At 64.5% G+C, this 16,382-nt stretch carries 13 protein-coding genes; 5 read left to right on the top strand and 8 right to left on the bottom strand.

Translation table 11 applies throughout. The annotated features are described in order from the left end of the window. Window positions 1–12 precede the first annotated feature (12 nt). Window positions 13–171 (bottom strand): YqaE/Pmp3 family membrane protein, encoded by a 159-nt coding sequence (locus E8F06_RS07650; RefSeq protein ID WP_003084988.1) that lies wholly within the window; start codon window positions 169–171, stop codon window positions 13–15. Window positions 172–289: 118 nt separating this feature from the next. Here E8F06_RS07650 and E8F06_RS07645 point away from each other — a divergent pair, with 118 nt between their 5' ends. From E8F06_RS07645 to E8F06_RS07635, 3 genes are all read left to right on the top strand, one after another. Continuing rightward, a complete protein-coding gene (locus E8F06_RS07645; RefSeq protein ID WP_280365790.1) occupies window positions 290–1,741 on the top strand; it encodes a sigma 54-interacting transcriptional regulator in 1,452 nt (483 codons plus the stop codon). Between the two features lie 356 nt (window positions 1,742–2,097). Next, window positions 2,098–3,486 carry a GntP family permease gene (locus tag E8F06_RS07640; protein WP_280365788.1) on the top strand — a complete coding sequence of 463 codons (1,389 nt, stop codon included), beginning with the start codon at window positions 2,098–2,100 and terminating at the stop codon, window positions 3,484–3,486. 163 nt (window positions 3,487–3,649) lie between these two features. Then, window positions 3,650–5,209 carry an acyl CoA:acetate/3-ketoacid CoA transferase gene (locus tag E8F06_RS07635; protein WP_280365787.1) on the top strand — a complete coding sequence of 520 codons (1,560 nt, stop codon included), beginning with the start codon at window positions 3,650–3,652 and terminating at the stop codon, window positions 5,207–5,209. 82 nt (window positions 5,210–5,291) lie between these two features. On the opposite strand, the gene speB is transcribed toward E8F06_RS07635, so the two are convergent. Together speB and E8F06_RS07625 are read right to left on the bottom strand one after the other, a co-directional pair. Next, complete coding sequence (speB, locus tag E8F06_RS07630) at window positions 5,292–6,254, bottom strand: agmatinase (RefSeq protein ID WP_280365785.1); 963 nt, start codon at window positions 6,252–6,254, stop codon at window positions 5,292–5,294. A gap of 76 nt (window positions 6,255–6,330) precedes the next feature. Further along, entirely contained in the window at window positions 6,331–7,413 is a 1,083-nt protein-coding gene (locus tag E8F06_RS07625; protein ID WP_280365783.1) for a polyamine ABC transporter substrate-binding protein, read from the bottom strand. A 110-nt stretch (window positions 7,414–7,523) separates the two neighbouring features. Here E8F06_RS07625 and E8F06_RS07620 point away from each other — a divergent pair, with 110 nt between their 5' ends. After that, window positions 7,524–8,423, top strand: coding sequence for a LysR family transcriptional regulator (locus E8F06_RS07620; protein WP_280365782.1), 900 nt, complete (start codon window positions 7,524–7,526; stop codon window positions 8,421–8,423). 274 nt (window positions 8,424–8,697) lie between these two features. On the opposite strand, the gene E8F06_RS07615 is transcribed toward E8F06_RS07620, so the two are convergent. The 4 genes from E8F06_RS07615 to E8F06_RS07600 all read right to left on the bottom strand — a co-directional run bounded on the left by E8F06_RS07615 (window position 8,698) and on the right by E8F06_RS07600 (window position 13,121). Then, window positions 8,698–10,050: a glutamine synthetase family protein gene (locus E8F06_RS07615; RefSeq protein WP_280365781.1), complete on the bottom strand. Its 1,353-nt coding sequence runs from the start codon at window positions 10,048–10,050 to the stop codon at window positions 8,698–8,700. A gap of 25 nt (window positions 10,051–10,075) precedes the next feature. Next, window positions 10,076–10,633, bottom strand: coding sequence for an XRE family transcriptional regulator (locus E8F06_RS07610; RefSeq protein ID WP_280365780.1), 558 nt, complete (start codon window positions 10,631–10,633; stop codon window positions 10,076–10,078). A 37-nt stretch (window positions 10,634–10,670) separates the two neighbouring features. Then, on the bottom strand, window positions 10,671–11,960 hold the full coding sequence (locus E8F06_RS07605) for an FAD-binding oxidoreductase (protein ID WP_280365778.1): 1,290 nt from the start codon (window positions 11,958–11,960) through the stop codon (window positions 10,671–10,673). A 252-nt stretch (window positions 11,961–12,212) separates the two neighbouring features. After that, window positions 12,213–13,121, bottom strand: a complete 909-nt coding sequence (locus E8F06_RS07600; protein WP_280365776.1) for a LysR family transcriptional regulator — start codon at window positions 13,119–13,121, stop codon at window positions 12,213–12,215. Window positions 13,122–13,327: 206 nt separating this feature from the next. Between E8F06_RS07600 and E8F06_RS07595 the strand changes: the two genes are divergently transcribed. Beyond that, on the top strand, window positions 13,328–13,897 hold the full coding sequence (locus tag E8F06_RS07595; RefSeq protein ID WP_280365775.1) for a sel1 repeat family protein: 570 nt from the start codon (window positions 13,328–13,330) through the stop codon (window positions 13,895–13,897). A 294-nt stretch (window positions 13,898–14,191) separates the two neighbouring features. Here E8F06_RS07595 and E8F06_RS07590 read toward each other — a convergent pair whose 3' ends face one another. Beyond that, window positions 14,192–16,363, bottom strand: a complete 2,172-nt coding sequence (locus E8F06_RS07590; protein ID WP_280365774.1) for a TonB-dependent siderophore receptor — start codon at window positions 16,361–16,363, stop codon at window positions 14,192–14,194. Between the last annotated feature and the right edge of the window lie 19 nt (window positions 16,364–16,382).

The raw sequence follows: 16,382 nt of genomic DNA, 5'->3' as shown, positions 1-16,382 counted from the left end.
CAACCATGGGCTCTACCGCTTGGCGATGATGTACACCGCGTGGACGATGCCGGGGATGTAGCCCAGCAGGGTCAGGAGGATGTTCAGCCAGAAGGCGCCGCCAAAGCCTACCTGCAGGAATACGCCGAGGGGCGGCAGGAGGATGGCGATGAGGATGCGGATAAGGTCCATGTAGTTGCTCCTTGTGTGAAAAACCGTACGCCTGGATACCGACCTTAGTACAGGCTAGGCGTTCATCACGGCACACCCCCATAATCGCTGCCTGATGTTTCAGCCGGATGCCCCTGCCATGCCCATCGCCAGCGAAGACATCGACCAGAACGGCCTGGTCATCGGCGTTTCCCCCGAGCGGTTCCGCGAAGTGGCGATGCCACTGTTGTTCGATCACCTCAACGCCCAGTGCGAAGGCACCATCGCGGTGAATCGCCAGGCACGAATCGTCTGGATCAACGACAAGTACGCCGAGAAGGTCGGCATCCGCGACCCGCGCAGCGTGCTCGGCAAGGAAATCGAGGAAGTGCTGCCCGCCAGCCGCCTCCGCGAAGTGGTGCAGAACGGCCAGCCGAGCATGCTCGACCTGATGGCCTTCGGCGACGAGCACTTCGTAGTCACCCGCATTCCACTGCGCGACGAAGACGGCACCTTGGTCGGTGCACTCGGTTTCGTGCTGTTCGACCGCGCCCGCCATCTGCAGCCGGTCATGGCCAAGTACAACCAGTTGCAGACCCAGCTCGCCGCCGCGCAGCGCGAACTGGCCAAGGCCCGTCGCGCCCGCTACACCATCGCCGGATTCATCGGCAGCAGCACCGCTGCCGGCGAGGTCAAGCGCCAGGCCCGTCGCGCCGCACAGCTGGACGCCACCGTGCTGCTGCGCGGTGAAACCGGCACCGGCAAGGAACTGCTGGCCCAGGGCATCCACAACCAGTCCCTGCGCGCCAACGGGCCCTTCGTGGCGGTGAACGTGGCAGCCATTCCCGAATCCCTGGTGGAAGCCGAACTTTTCGGCACCGCCCCCGGTGCCTTCACCGGGGCCGACCGCCGTGCCCGCGCCGGCAAGTTCGAATTGGCCGATGGCGGCACCCTGTTCCTCGACGAGATCGGCGATCTGCCGCTGCCCCTGCAGGCGAAGATGCTCCGCGTGCTGCAGGAACAGGAGGTGGAGCCCCTGGGCTCCAATCAGGTGAAAGCGCTGAACGTACGGGTGATCGCCGCCACCCATGTGGATCTGGAAGCCAGGGTGGCTGCCGGACAGTTCCGCGAAGACCTCTACTACCGCCTCAACGTGCTGGCCCTGCGCCTGCCGCCCCTGCGCGACCGCCACGAGGATCTGCCAGTGCTCATCGAGCACCTGCTGGACGATATCGCCAGCCGCTCCGGCCAGCCACCGCTGGAACTGGCCGAAGGTGCCCAGCAGTTGCTCCAGGCCCAACCCTGGCCGGGGAATGTGCGCGAGCTGCGCAACCTGCTGGAGCGCGCGCAGATGCTCAGTGAAGCCGGACCGCTCAGTGCCGAGTCCCTGCGCACCTTGCTGGTGAATCCACTGCCGGCTACGTCTCTCGCTGCCACACCCGCTCCCATGACAGGCGATGTCCGCCCCCTGGCCGACAGCATGGCCGCCGCCGAACGCCAGGCCATCCTCGCCGCCCTGGCCGCCTGCAATGGCAACCGCACCCAGGCCGCAGAACGCCTCGGTATCGCCCGGGCGAGCCTGTACAACAAGTTGCAGGTGCATGGGTTGTAACGACGCGGGCCTTTGCTTTTCCTGTGGGGGCGAATTCATTCGCTAAGCAGGCCGCAGGGCTGCCCTTCTGAATCCCAAGGGGGACGCTGCGCGTCCCTTAGCGAATGAATTCGCCCCCACAAGGATTCAATCCAACGTGATCGTCCAAATTCATGGACACATCAAGCGTCCAATTTCCTGGACACAGTCCAAAGAAATGGACGCCCCATTTCCCCTGCAAAACACGACCATTTCCCTGCAATCCCCATCCCAGAGCCATCCAACCCCTCCCCTCCACACTTGGCACAGCTTTCGCTCTAACGCCTTCTACCCGCTGCCCCGACGCAGCGGAAAACAACAACAAGAAGGAAGTCCCCATGGGCACCCTAGGCATCCTGATTTCGCTCGCTCTGCTGATGTACCTCGCCTACCGAGGCATCAACGTCCTGCTTCTCGCACCCCTGCTGGCCCTGCTCGCGGTGTTGTTCGCCGGCGACGCGGCGCTGCTGCTGCCGACCTACACCCAGGTCTTCATGAAGGCGCTCGGCGGCTACCTGATCCAGTTCTTCCCGCTGTTCATGCTCGGCGCCATCTTCGGCAAGCTGATGGACGACTCCGGCTCCGCCCGCGCCATCGCCCACGGCATCGTCAGCAAGATCGGCAGCTCCCGCGCCGTGTTGGCCATCGTCATCGCCTGCGGCATCCTCACTTACGGCGGCGTCTCGCTGTTCGTAGTGGCCTTCGCGGTCTACCCCATCGGTGCGGCGCTGTTCCGTGAGGCGGGCATTCCCAAACGCATCCTGCCGGGCGCCATCGCCCTGGGTTCCTTCACCTTCACCATGACGGCGCTGCCCGGCACCCCGGCCATCACTAACGCCATCCCGATCCCCTTCTTCGGCACCGACACCTTCGCCGCGCCCGGCCTCGGTCTGCTCGCGGGCGTGGTGATCTTCGCCCTGGGTTCCTGGTGGCTGAGCAACGAGGCCCGCAAGCTGATCGCCGCCGGTGAAGGCTACGGCGACCACGCCGACGATCCGCACGGGCAGGACAACCAGCCGGGCGCCGGCTTCTGGGTGGCGCTGCTGCCGATCCTGGTGGTGATCGTGCTGAACTTCCTGATGGCCAAGGTCTACCTGCCCGGCCTCGACACCAGCTACCTGGCAAAACCGGAATTCGGCGGCCTGCAGGACGCCCGCTCGGTCATCGGTATCTGGGCCATCATCATCGCCCTCACCGCCGCCATTCTGCTGCTGGTGGTGCTGCACTGGCGGCGCTGGGTCAACCTGAAGAAGAGCGTCAACGACGGCACCTTCGGCGCCATGCTGCCGGTGCTCAACACCGCTTCCGAAGTGGGCTACGGCAGTGTGATCGCCTCACTGGCCGGCTTCGTGGTGCTCCGCGACCTCCTGCTCAACGTGGCGCCGGGCAACCCGCTGGTGTCCGAAGCCCTGACCGTCAGCGCCCTGGCCGGTATCACCGGCTCGGCCTCTGGCGGCATGTCCATCGCCCTCAAGGCCCTCGGCGCCCAATACCTGGAAATGGCCAATGCCGCCGGTATCAGCCCCGAGCTGCTGCACCGCGTCGCCGCCCTGGCCTCCGGCAGCCTCGACACCCTGCCGCACAACGGCGCGGTGATCACCCTGCTTGCCATCTGCAAGCTGACCCACCGCGACTCCTACAAGTACGTGTTCATGACCAGCGCCCTGCTGCCGGTGGTGCCGCTGGTGTTGGTGATCGTGCTGGGTACCGCGTTCGGCAGTTTCTGATGCACCACCCCACTGTCATGGGCCTTTACTTGTGGGGGCGAATTCATTCGCTAAGCAGCCCGAAGGGTTGCCCTATGGGGCCGCTGCGCAGCCCTCAGCGATTGAAATCGCCCCCACAGGAAAAGCAGCTCCCTGCAACCCGTTTCAACGCTCGAGGAACCCCATGAGCAAAGTGATGAGCGCCGCCGAAGCGGTGGCCAGGATTCCGGACAACGCCAACCTGGCCACCGGTGGCTTCGTCGGCATCGGTTTCGCCGAGGAAATCGCCATCGCCCTGGAACAGCGCTTCGCAGCAGAACAGGCGCCGCAGGGGCTGACGCTGGTGTATGCGGCCGGGCAAGGCGACGGCAAGGGTCGTGGTCTCAACCACCTGGCCCATGAAGGCCTGGTGCGTCGGGTGCTCGGCGGCCACTGGGGCCTGGTGCCTGGCTTGCAGAAGCTCGCCGTGGAAAACCGCATCGAGGCCTACAACCTGCCTCAGGGGGTGATATCCCAGCTGTTCCGCGACATCGCCGCCGGCAAGCCCGGGCAGCTGTCGCGGGTCGGCCTCGGCACCTTCGTCGATCCCGAGTTCGGCGGCGGCAAGCTGAATGCGCGGACCACCGAGGAACTGGTGCGGCGCATGCCCATCGAGGGCGAGGACTACCTGTTCTACAAGGCCTTCCCGATCAACGTCGGGGTGATCCGCGCCACCAGCGCCGATGAAGACGGCAACTTGTCCATGGAGCGCGAGGCGCTGACCATCGAGAGCCTTGCCATCGCCATGGCTGCACGTAATTCCGGCGGCCTGGTGATCGCCCAGGTGGAACGCGTGGTGGCACGCGGTTCGCTGAATTCGCGTGAGGTGAAGATTCCCGGCATCCTCGTGGATTGCGTAGTGGTAGCCCGTCCGGAAAACCACCAGCAAACCTTCGCCACCCACTACAACCCGGCCTTTGCCGCCGAGGTGCGGGTCCCGGTGGACAGCCTGGCGCCGATGCCGCTGGACCTGCGCAAGCTGATCGCCCGCCGCGCCGCCCTGGAGCTGCCGCCGGGCGCGGTGGTCAATCTGGGCATCGGCATGCCGGAGGGAGTAGCAGCGGTCGCAGCCGAGGAAGGGGTGATCGACCTGCTGACCCTGACCGCCGAGCCCGGCGTGATCGGCGGCGTGCCCGCCTCAGGCCTGGACTTCGGCGCAGCGAGCAACCACAGCGCGCTGATCGACCAGCCCTACCAGTTCGACTTCTACGACGGCGGCGGCCTGGACATCGCCTTCCTCGGCCTCGCCCAGGCGGACGCCGAAGGCAACCTCAACGTCTCCCGTTTCGGCAGCCGGTTGGCCGGTGCCGGCGGCTTCATCAACATCAGCCAGAACGCCAAGGCGGTGGTCTTCGTCGGCACGTTCAGCGCCGGGGCGCAGGACATCCGCATCGAAGACGGTGAACTGCGCATCGTGCAAGACGGCGACGTGCGCAAGTTCGTCCGCGAGGTGGAACACCGTACCTTCGCCGGTCGCCTGGCTGCGGAATCCGGAAAGCCGGTGCTCTATGTCACCGAGCGCTGCGTGTTCCGTCTGACGACCGAAGGGCTGGAGTTGATCGAGATCGCACCGGGCGTGGAGCTGGAGCGGGACATCCTGCAACGCATGGATTTCCGCCCCATCGTGCGCGAGCCGAAGTTGATGGATGCGCGGCTGTTTCGCGAGGCGCGCATTGGGTTACGTGAGCTGATCCAGCCTGATTGAAGTTTCGTGCGTGAAACGCGGGCTCGTCTTGAGCCCGCGTCTTTTTCGGAGCACGTAGTGCCTCATGGCCCGGCCGTCGCGCCTAGCGCATCCCCAACTTATGCCGCGCCGCATACAGGCAAACCATCTCCATCGCCAGGGTCGCGCCGGCCAGGGCGGTGACTTCGGCGTTGTCGTAGGGCGGGGCCACTTCCACCACGTCCATCCCCACCAGGTTGATGCCGCGCAGGCCGCGGAGGATTTCCAGCGCCTGGTGGCTGGACAGCCCGCCGCATACCGGCGTGCCGGTGCCGGGTGCGAAAGCCGGGTCGAGGCAGTCGATGTCGAAGGTCAGGTACACCGGGTTGTCACCCACCCGTGCGCGGATGCGTTCGGCGATCTGTTCCGGCGTGTGGCGATGGACCTCGCGGGCGTCCAGCACCTGGAAGCCCATCACGTCGTCGTTGGTGGTGCGCAGGCCCACTTGCACCGAGCGTGCCGGTTCCACCAGCCCTTCGCGGGCCGCGTGATAGAACATGGTGCCGTGGTCGATGCGCTTCACCTCTTCGTCCGGCCAGGTGTCGCTGTGGGCGTCGAAGTGGATCAGCGACAGCGGACCGTGCTTCGCCGCGTGGGCCTTCAGCAGCGGGTAGCTGATGAAGTGGTCGCCGCCCAGGGTGAGCATGGCCGCGCCGGATTCGAGGATGCGCGCCGCATGGGCCTGGATGATTTCAGGCGTGTCCTGGGGCGTGCCGTGGTCGAAGGCACAGTCGCCGTAGTCGATCACCGCCAGGTGGTCGAAGGGGTCGAACTCCCAGGGGAAATGCCGGGCCCAGGCCATCTGCACCGAGGCGGCGCGGATGGCGCGCGGTCCGAAGCGACTGCCGGGGCGGTTGGTGGTGGCGGTGTCGAAGGGCACCCCGCTCACCACCAGGTCGACGCCGCGCAGGTCGCGGCTGTAGCGGCGGCGCATAAAGCTGGTGATGCCGGCATAGGTGGATTCGGCAGCGGTGCCATAAAGGCTGTCGCGGGTAATGGCCTGGTCGTTGTCGAAGGCGTGGTCCATCTCATCGGGCTCCCATTAGTTCTTCTCCCCTCTCCCTCTGGGAGAGGGGCCGGGGGTGAGGGTGGTTGAAGGTGGTTCAGTACTGGGTACGGAAACTGGTCCAGAGGCGGGTGCGGGCGCGCTGGTCCTTGAGCGACTGGATCTGCTCGCCGAACAGGCGGTCACGCACGTCCTTGCTCGGGTAGATATCCGGGTCGCCGGCCACTTCCGGGGTCAGCAGCGGAGTAGCGGCCTTGTTGGCATTGGCGAAGAACTGGCTGTTGGTCAGTTCGGCGATGGCCTCGGGACGCAGCATGTAGTCGATGAAGGCGTGGGCCGCCTGGGGGTGCGGCGCGTCGGCGGGAATGACCATGGTGTCGAACCAGATCAGCGTGCCCTCACGGGGAATGCGGTAGATCACCTCGAAGGGCATCTTCGCCTGGCGGGCCTGGTCGGCGGCGATGGCGGCATCGCCGTTGTAGGTGAGGGCCAGGCAGATTTCGCCCTTGGCCAGGTCGTTGATGTGCTTGCCGGCGCCGACGTAGCGCACGTTGGGCTGCAACTGCGCGAACAACTCCTGCACGGCTTTCAGATCGGCCTTGTCGGTGCTGTAGGGCTCCTTGCCGAGGTAATGCAAGGCAACGCTGATCACCTCCTGCGGCGAGTCGATCACGGCGATGCCGCAATCCTTCAGGCGGCTGGCGTATTCGGGCTTGAACAGCAGGTCGAGGCTGTTCAGCGGCGCGTCGGGAATTCGTTTGGTGACGGCTTCCTTGTTGATACCCAGGCCCACGGTGCCCCAGGTGTAGGGCACGCCGAAGCGATTGTCGGGGTCGACGGTGGCGAGCTTCGCCAGCAGTTCCGGGTCGAGGTTGGCGAAGTTCTTCAGGCGCTCGCGCTGCAGCGGTTGCACCGCCTTGGCCTGGATGGCGCGGGCCAGGCCGCTGCTGGCGGGAAAGACGACGTCATAGCCGCTACCGCCGGTCATCAGCTTGGCATCGAGGGCCTCGGCGCTGTCGAAGATGTCGTATTTGACCTCGATGCCGCTTTCGTCCTTGAAGCCTTGCAGGGCCTTTTCCGGGATGTAGGCCGACCAGCTGTAGAGGTTCAGCGCCTTGTCTTCGGCATGCACCGGCAAGGCGCAGGCAAACAGGGCGGCAAGCAACAAGGGACAACGCATGATGGACTCCTGGGGGATTGCAGGTGGGGCCATGCTGCGCCGGGCTTTGCTTTGAATAAATATGAAGTGTTCTACTTTGGCATCTACGAATATCAATGTTTGGTGCCACCATGCTCAGCCAGCTCCATGACCTCGACCTGCAACTGCTGCGCATCTTCATCACGGTGGTGGAAAGCGGCGGCTTCAGTGCAGCCCAGGGCGAGCTGGGGATCGGCCAATCCACCATCAGCACGCAGATGGCCAAGCTAGAAACGCGCCTGGGCTTTCGCCTCTGCGAACGCGGCAAGGCCGGGTTCCGCCTGACGCCCAAGGGGGAGCAGGTACTGGCCGCCACCCGCAAGCTGTTCGGCGCCATCGAGACTTTCAAGGGTGAAGCGCGGGGCATGGCCGACATGCTCCTAGGCGAGCTGCGCATCGGCTTGTCCGAATCCCTCGACAGCCAGGTGCTGCAGCGCCTGGGCGCGGCCATTGGGCGCTTCCGCCAGCGCAATCAGGCCGTGCAGTTCGAGCTGATCAGCGCCATGCCCGCCGAGCTGGAGCGACGCCTGCTGCAGGACCAGTTGCACCTGGCCATCGGCTATTTTTCCGGCACCCAGGCGGCGCTGGATTTCCAGCCGCTGTTCAGTGAGCAGCAGCGCCTGTTCTGTGGGGTCGGGCATCCGCTATTCACCCGTCGCGACCTCAGCCTCGACGACCTCGCCGCCTGCGACCTGGTGCAGCACCCCTACCGCTTCGAGGAAGCCCGGCAATCCTTCCCGAGCGGCCCCAGCAGCGCCCGCACGGAGCAGGTGGAGTGCAGCCTGGCGTTCATCCTCTCCGGGGCGCATATCGGCTACCTGCCGGAGCACATCTCCGCGCCCTGGGAAGCCAGCGGGCAACTGCGCGCCCTGCTGCCAGAAGAAACCGGCTACCGCGTGCAATTCCACCTCAGCCACCATCGCGGACGGCAGCCGAGCGAGGCGCAGGTGGCGTTTGTGGAGGATTTGTTGGCTGCCTTTCGGGGTACGTAGGCGCGATTTTTTTGTGGGGGCGAATTCATTCGCGAAATGGAATTGGCACCGCGCCAGCCAGCGAACACCCTCACCCCCGGCCCCTCTCCCTGAAGAGGAGAGGAGTGACTCTGGGCTCACCTCTGACGCAGGACTGCCTGCTGTTCTGTGGGGGCGATTTCATTCGCCGAGCGGGTAGGTTGGGCTGAGCTATGCGAAGCCCAACGAGGTGCTCGCATGATGCTTCGAATGTTGGGCTTCGCTGCGCTCTGCCCAACCTACGGAGACTCCGGGGTTACATGTACCAACGATATTCCCGCGCGCTCACTTCGTTCATGAAGTCGAGAAACTCCTGCCGCTTGTTCTCGCAATAGACCATCACGAACTCGCTGCCCAGGCCTTCATTCACCACGGGGTGTCTGCGCATGGCGGTCACGGCGGTGAGCATGTCCTTGGGGAAGTCGATGCCGCTTTCGCGGTCTTCGTTGAGCGGCGGGATGGGTTCGCGGGCAGCGTCCAGGCCGTGTTCCATTCCGCTGAGGATCGCAGCCAGCACCAGGTAGGGGTTGGCGTCGGCGCCGGCCAGGCGGTGTTCGAGGCGCAGGTTTCGGCCATCGGATTCGGGGATGCGGATGCACGCATCGCGGTCCTCGAAGCCCCAGCTCGCGCGGCTGGCGGCGTTGACCATCGCGCCATAGCGGCGGAACGCGTTGTGGTTGGCGGCGAAGATCGGCATGCAGTGGGGCAGCAGGTCGAGGCAGCCGGCTACGGCGTGGCGCAGCGGGCGCTGGTCGTCGGCGGCCAGCAGGTTGTTGCCGTCGCGGTCGTAGAGGCTGACATGCACGTGCATGCCGCTGCCCGGCGCGTTCAGGTAGGGCTTGCTCATGAAGCTGGCGCGATGGCCGTGCTTCATCGCTACGCCGCGGGTGCTGCGGCAGAACAGGGCGGCCCAGTCGGCGGCCTTGAGGCCGTCGTCGCAGTGGCCGAAGTTGATTTCGAACTGACCCGGGCCGAGTTCAGCGGTGATGACGTTGGCGGCGACACCCTGCTCGTTGGCGGCCTCGACCATCTCATGCAACACGCTGGAGAAGCGCGACAGGCGCTCGATATGCATGTTCGGCTGGTCGTCCTCGTCCTCGCAGAGAGGGTCGCGGGGGAATTGCGGCAGGCCTTCCTTGAGCTTGCGGTCGAACAGGTAGAACTCCAGTTCGAAGGCCACCACCGGATGGATGCCACGTTTTTCCAGACGCTTGATGACCTGCGCCAGCACCTCGCGGGGCTCGAACTCGATGGGGGCTTCGGTCCCGTCGGAGGTGATGAGCATCTGCCCCAGGGGCTCCTTCTCCCAACGCACCGGTACCAGGGTGCCCGGCACCAGGCGGCGCGGTGCATCCGGGTCGCCGTCGGCGAAGCAGTAATCGCCAATGGGATAGAGCCCGCCCTGGGTGCCCAGCAGGACGCAGTTCTGCGGCACTTTCAGCGGGCTGCCAGCAGCCACCTTTTCCACCATCTCGATGGGATAACGCTTGCCGTAGAAGTGGCCGGGGATATCCAGGCAGATCAGGTCGACGTAGCGGATTTCCGGGTACTTGCCACGGAAGGCACGTACTTCGCTGAGCAGGTCGGGGTACTGGTTTGTTGTTGTCATCACTGCGGTCCTGCGAGCTGGGGTTTCAGGTGAAGACCCACAAGACTCGCGTCGGTTTGTCGGAAAGATTGGCGTAGCGGAACTGGGCGTGTGGCGGCAGCTGGAAGCTGTCGTTGGGGTAAAGCGTTACCGGCGCGGCGTCGTCGCCGTACCAGACCGTCAACTCGCCTTCGAGGACGAAGCCGCCCTGCTCCGAGCTGTCGTCCAGGTGCCCTTCGCCGCTGGTGGCGCCAGGGTCGAGAAGGCTCTCCAGCATGGAGAAACCCGCCGACATGTTGGGCGAGACCAGCACGTCGGTGATGCCGCTGGCGTAGTAGAGGGTGCGGCGGTCGCCGGGGCGGGTCACCCAGGGCAGCTGGCGGGGCTTTTCCAGGCTGTAGAAGTAGGTGGTGGGCACGCCGAGGGCTTCGCTGATGGCGGTGAGGTCGGCCACGGTCGGGCGGGACAGCCCGCGCTCCACCTGGGAGAGGAAGCCCACCGAGCGGTCGATGCGCGTGGCGAGGTCACCCAGGGTCACGTTCTTGTGCTTGCGCAGGTCGCGGATAAGGATCGCGAGGCCTTCGATTTCGTCTTGCTTGTCCATATGGGAACTCCGGCTGCCGGACTCGAAAGGCGCGACCTTAAATCACATCCCTCAAGCGGTAATAGGCCTTGCCGGCCGCTTCCAGTGGCGCCGCCAGCAGCGAGCCGCCCGGGAAACGCGGGTTGCCGATGGCCCGGTAGAGGTCGAGCAGGTCGTCATTGCCGAGGATCGCATCGCTCACCGCCTTGGCGCCGGCCAGGGTGGGCAGGATTCCGTGACCGGAGAAGCCCTGCAGCCAATAGCGCGAGCCTTCGCGGCCGATGTCCGGGGTGCGCTTCATGCTGACGTCGATATGGCCGCCCCAGCCGAACTCGATCTCCACGCCCTTGAGCTGCGGGAATACGCGTTCCAGATACGGACGCGTGGCCGCTGGTACATCCTTGGGCAGGCCGCCGAGGTAGGTGCAGCCGCCGCCGAACAGCAGACGGTGGTCCGGGGTGAGGCGGAAGTAATCGGGCACGAACTGGTTATCGATCACGCAGCTGTTCTTCGGCAGCAGCGACTGCGCGAGCTCCGGGTCCAGCGGCGCGGTGGCCACCTGGTAGGAACCCACTGGCAGCAAGCGGCTGGAGAGCTGCTGGTCGAGGCGGTCGACGTAGGCGTTGCAGGCCATCACCAGGATGCTGCCGCGCACTTCGCCCTGGGCGGTGCGGGCCACATAGCCGGAAGGCGTTTCACGGTATTCGAGCACCTGGCTCTGTTCGTAGATGCGTCCGCCACGGGCTTCGATGGCCGCAGCCAGGCCCTGGGCCAGCTTGAGCGGGTTGAGGTGGGCGGCTTCCGGGTCGTACAGCGCTGCCTGGTAACGCGGGCTGTCGATCCACTCGGCGAGTTCGTCGCGGCGGATCAGGCGCATCCTGTCGTAGCCCCATTTGTGGATCGCATCTTCCTGGGCTTCTTCGAGGAGCTTCACCCGGCGCTCCATGACGGCGGTCCACAGGCTGCCGACGCGGTAGTCCACATCGAAGCCGTGGCGGCCGGGCAGCTCGCGCATCTCATCGGCGGCCCAGCGCATGCTGTCCCACAGCCGGCGGGTGCGTTCCAGCCCCAGCGCCTTCTCCAGCGGCGGCATATCGCAAGACCAACCCAGCAGCGCCTGCCCGCCATTGCGCCCGGAGGCGGCCCAGGCCACGCGACTGGCTTCCAGCAGGGTCACACGCTTTCCGGCCTCAGCCAGACGCAAAGCGGTGTGCAGGCCGCTGAAACCGGCACCGATGATCAGGACATCGGTTTCTTCGCTACCGGACTGGATCGGACGCAGGGGAATGCTGCCGGGGTAGGTCTGGGCGTAGTAGGTGCCGACATGCTGGGCGGACTGCTTGAACATGGGTGCCTCGTGAATTTTTGTTTTAAGAATTTCATGAAAATCTACACAAAGATATTCACAAGGCCAAGATGTTTGTTCGAAATAAAAAACACAAAAAAATCAACCCTCGCTTAAGCCAAGAAGAATCAAGGCCTAGACGAGGGTTTTGATTTGCAGCATGAATGAAATAACGGACAGACGGTGAAGCTTTAGCGCACTGGCCGTGAGCACGCAGCGCCCAGGAACGCCCTAGTTAATTTCGAAGACGCAAGCTCAACTCCGCTTCACCCAAGCCTCCCTGCCAAGCCATTCGCTCACATAGTCGAGAAAGCAGCTGATACGCGAGGCCAAGGCCGTGTTGCGGTAGTAGACGGCATGGATCGGTTGACGCACTTCCAGGGTGTCGGCGGCGAGTACCTGCACCAGGTTTCCGGCAGCGCGGTCAGCCTGGGTCATGAAATCGGACAGGCAGACGATACCGGCATCCGCCAGGGCCAGCTGGCGCAAGGTTTCGCCGCTGGATGCCTTGATCACCGGCTCGATCTGCAGGCTGTCACCCAAGGTATGGCGCAGGGGCCAGAGGTTCAGGCTTTCCGGCTGGGTGAAGCCAATCAGACCGTGGCGTTGCAAGTCTTCAACCTTCTTCGGCGTGCCATGGGCCTTCAGGTAGGTCGGACTCGCCAGCACGCGGATTCGACTGCTACCCAGCGGGCGGGCGTGCAATGTGGAGTCACGCAGATTGCCAATGCGAATGGCAACGTCGGTGCGGTGTTCGATCAGGTCAATGATCTGGTCGCTGCTGTGCAGTTCCAGTTCGATTTCCGGAAAGCGCTCACGAAAGCCCGCCACCAATGGCACCAGCACATGCAGCATGAAGGGCGAAGCGGCATTGACCCGCAGGCGGCCGGCTGGTTTCTGTCGACGCAGGGTCATCTGCTCTTCCGCTTCTTCGACCTGGGCGAGGATGCGTCGCGCCTGGCCCAGGAACACCTCGCCCTCCTCGGTCAGTTCCAGTCGGCGGGTGGTGCGCCGCAGCAGGGTGACATCGAGCTTGTCTTCCAGGCGGCTGAGCGCGCGGCTGACGCCGGATGCAGTCTGCGCCAGCTGCTCGGCGGCGGCGGTAATGGAGCCGGTATCGACCACGGCGGTGAAGGCTTGGAGTTCGTCCAGGGTGGTTTTCATTCGTGATCTCTCAGCAAATATCCCGACCTTGATAGCCGGGATTGCTGCATGAGTCGAGTGACGGAAATGGTGGATGTCAAAAGCGACATCCACCCTACTTACCGGCTACCTCCACTGCGTACGGCCGTGCGCCATCCACCTGCCGGGTGACGGGGTTGGCGGATGCAACTACCCTCCTCCCTGATCTGCCAGGGAGAACTCCGCCCATGTCCACCCAACGCGCCCTGCCGCGCCTCTTTTGCATCGCCGCGCTGGCCCTGCTCGGGGCCTGCGTTCAGCAACCGCAGCAACCGCAACAGCAACCCACCACACCGCCCGCTGGCCAGCCCCAGGCTCCGGCTACCGCACCGCAAGACCAGCAGGCCGCCGAGTTCGAGCGCATTCGCCAGCAGGCCATGCGTGGCGACCTCGACAGCCAGTACCAACTCGGCAGCCTCTACTTCGTCGGCAAGCCGCAGAAAGACCTCAAGCAGGCCGAGTACTGGTGGAAGCAGGCCGCCGACAAGGGGCATTCGCAATCGGCCTTCAGCCTGGCCTTTCTCTACACCGGCCGTGCCGACCCCGCCTTCGCCGACCAGCGCGCCATGCACAAGTACCTCAACCAGGCTTCCGCCGCCGGCAACGCCATGGCCCAGCACGTGCTCGGCAGCATGTACGCCCAGGGCGCTGAAGGCCTGAAGCGCGATCCCTACCAGGCCCGCGCGCTGTTTCAGAGTGCCTGCGACAAGCAGTACGCGCCGAGCTGCGAGGCGCTGAAGAAGTTGCAGGCGAATTGAGCGCTTGCCCGCTTGCCGGGAACGTTGGGCTTCGCATAGCTCAGCCACAACCTACGGCACCGAACCGGTTCTTGTAGGTTGGGCAGAGCGCAGCGAAGCCCAACAATTCGCTGCCTAAAAAACAAAAACGCCCGGCTAGAGCCAGGCGGGAGCGTTGGGCTTCGCGTAGCTCAGCCACAACCTACGGCACCGAACCGGCTCTTGTAGGTTGGGCAGAGCGCAGCGAAGCCCAACAGTTCGCTGCCTGATAAACGAAAAAGCCCGGCATTGGCCGGGCTTTTTCTTGCACGTCGATCAGAACCGGTAGTTGGCGCTGAGCTCCAGGGTGCGGGGGGCACCGGGGGTGATCAGGTCAACCGAGCCGTGGGCCGAGGCGTAGTAGTCCTTGTCGAAGACGTTTTTCAGACGCAGGGCCATGTCCCATTGCGGCACGTTGTAGAAAAGCGCCGCGTCGTAGGTGGTGTAGCCGGGCATCACGACGTTGTTGTCGAGGGAAGTGAACTGGTCGTCCACATAGTTGGCGCCCGCGCCGATACGCCATTCCGGGGTCAGTGAACGGACCACCCAGAGGTTGGCGCTGTTGCGCGGTGTCAGGGTGGGGGTCTGGCCTTCGTTGGCTACGCCGTTGGTCTTGCTGTTGGACTTGGTGATTTCCGCGTCCAGGTAGGCGTAGCCACCGTACACGTTCCACTTGTCGGTGATCTGGCCGCTGAAGGTGGCCTCGAAACCGTCGGTACGCTGCTCGCCAGCGAGGATGGTGAGAGCGGGATTCGTCGGGTCGGTGGTCTTCATGTTGGTGCGTTCCAGACGGAACACCGCCGCGGTCACCGAGAGGCGGTTGTCCAGCAGATCCCACTTGGCGCCCACCTCGTAGTTGGTGGTTTCTTCCGGTTCCAGGTTCTCGTTCGCGGGACTCAGCTGGAAGACTTCGGCCGAGGGTTGGTAGCTGCGGCTCACGGAGACGTAGTAGGACTGGATCTGGTCCGGCTGATACACCAGGCCAGCGCGCGGGCTCCAGGTCTTGTCGGTACGGTCGAGGTCGACGTTCTGCACGCGCTTGTCGTCGAACTCCTGGCCGAAGATGTCGTAACGCACGCCGAGCAGTGCCTTCCACTGGGAAGTCAGCTCGATCATGTCCTGCACGTAGAAACCGGCGGTTTCCTGGTAGTTGGTGCCCTTGGCGGACAGGGTGTTGGCGTGCTCCGGTACCGGCACCAGGGCATCGCGGAATACCGGCACCTGGGCCACGTTGTTCTGGTTGAACGTCCGCTGGGACTTGTCCTGGTAACCCACTTCCACGCCATAGAGCAGGCTGTGCTGCATGCCGGCCAGTTGGAGTTGCTGCTTCAGGTCGGTCTGGTTGAACACACCGTACTCGTCGCGGGCGACGTTGCCGCGGTTCAGCTTGACCAGCAGCTCCCCGTTGGGCGCGGTGACGAAGCGATTCGCGCTGCTGTCGGCAAGCGTGTTATTGCGATCCAGGTCGTAGTGGTAGTAGCGGGTGGCGTTGGTCAGGGTCAGGTCGTCGTTGATCCGGTAGTCCACGCTGGCGGTGAAGGAGAACACCTCGCTGCGCGCATAGTCCTGGTCCGGGTCGCCGGAGCCGAAGCGCTTGTCGCGGTCGACGTTCACCGGGCGATTGCCAACCGCCGATGCCGGCAGACTGGCCGCCGCCGGTTGGTAGGCAGCGAGCTGCCCCGGGATACCGAAATCGATCAGGCGCTTGTCATAGAGGTAGGTGGCGCCGAGGTTCAGCTCCAGATCGTCGGACAGCCTGAAGTAGGCCGAAGGCGCGATGGCCTTGCGGTCGATGTAGCCGTCGTCGCGGAAGGTGTCGCTGTCTTCATAGGCGCCGGTGATGCGGAAAGCCTTGTCGCGCTGTTGCTGGTCGGCCCAGCCGGTGTCGAACTGGGTGCGGCGCTTGCCTTCGCTGTCGAAGGTGACACCGACTTCCTGCTTGGGATCGAAGCCCGGCTTCTTGCTCACGCTGTTGATCAGGCCGCCGGAAGAGCCACGGCCATAGAGCACGGCAGCCGGGCCCTTGATCACTTCAACGCGCTCGATGTTGGAGAGGTCGCGGAAGTAGAGGGCGTCGTCACGCATGCCATCGATGAACATGTCGCCGATGGCGCTGAAGCCGCGAATGGTGACCTGGTCGCGCTGGCCGTCGCCGTTGGAGAGACCGACGCCGGGGACGTTCTTCAGCACGTCTTCCAGGGACTGGGCACCCTTGTCCTTGATCACGCTCTCGGGCACGACGTTGACGGTCTGGGGGATATCGCGCAGCGGCGCGTCGATCTTCAGGGCGCTACGGCTCTCGGTGGCCTTGTAGCTCTGTTGCTCGTAGGCACTGGTTACCGAAGTGGCCGGAATGGCCAGTGCTTCCTTGGTTTCAGCCTGAACAACGGGAATTGCCAGCAGGCCCAACATCGGCAGAGATGCCGGGGCAATACGCTTCTTCGCCACCACGAGTTCCTTGTTCTCA

Source organism: Pseudomonas sp. BN411 (assembly GCF_029871235.1).
In the GTDB taxonomy this organism is placed as follows: domain Bacteria; phylum Pseudomonadota; class Gammaproteobacteria; order Pseudomonadales; family Pseudomonadaceae; genus Metapseudomonas.
This window is presented reverse-complemented; position numbering and strand designations above follow the sequence as displayed.

Bases quoted from the DNA above. Each gene is read 5' to 3' on its own strand.
- E8F06_RS07600 (WP_280365776.1), bottom strand. From the start codon at position 13,121: ATGAAAACCACCCTGGACGAACTCCAAGCCTTCACCGCCGTGGTCGAT.
- speB (WP_280365785.1), bottom strand. From the start codon at position 6,254: ATGGACCACGCCTTCGACAACGACCAGGCCATTACCCGCGACAGCCTT.
- E8F06_RS07610 (WP_280365780.1), bottom strand. From the start codon at position 10,633: ATGGACAAGCAAGACGAAATCGAAGGCCTCGCGATCCTTATCCGCGAC.
- E8F06_RS07595 (WP_280365775.1), top strand. From the start codon at position 13,328: ATGTCCACCCAACGCGCCCTGCCGCGCCTCTTTTGCATCGCCGCGCTG.
- E8F06_RS07650 (WP_003084988.1), bottom strand. From the start codon at position 171: ATGGACCTTATCCGCATCCTCATCGCCATCCTCCTGCCGCCCCTCGGC.
- E8F06_RS07635 (WP_280365787.1), top strand. From the start codon at position 3,650: ATGAGCAAAGTGATGAGCGCCGCCGAAGCGGTGGCCAGGATTCCGGAC.
- E8F06_RS07615 (WP_280365781.1), bottom strand. From the start codon at position 10,050: ATGACAACAACAAACCAGTACCCCGACCTGCTCAGCGAAGTACGTGCC.
- E8F06_RS07645 (WP_280365790.1), top strand. From the start codon at position 290: ATGCCCATCGCCAGCGAAGACATCGACCAGAACGGCCTGGTCATCGGC.
- E8F06_RS07620 (WP_280365782.1), top strand. From the start codon at position 7,524: ATGCTCAGCCAGCTCCATGACCTCGACCTGCAACTGCTGCGCATCTTC.
- E8F06_RS07625 (WP_280365783.1), bottom strand. From the start codon at position 7,413: ATGCGTTGTCCCTTGTTGCTTGCCGCCCTGTTTGCCTGCGCCTTGCCG.
- E8F06_RS07605 (WP_280365778.1), bottom strand. From the start codon at position 11,960: ATGTTCAAGCAGTCCGCCCAGCATGTCGGCACCTACTACGCCCAGACC.
- E8F06_RS07640 (WP_280365788.1), top strand. From the start codon at position 2,098: ATGGGCACCCTAGGCATCCTGATTTCGCTCGCTCTGCTGATGTACCTC.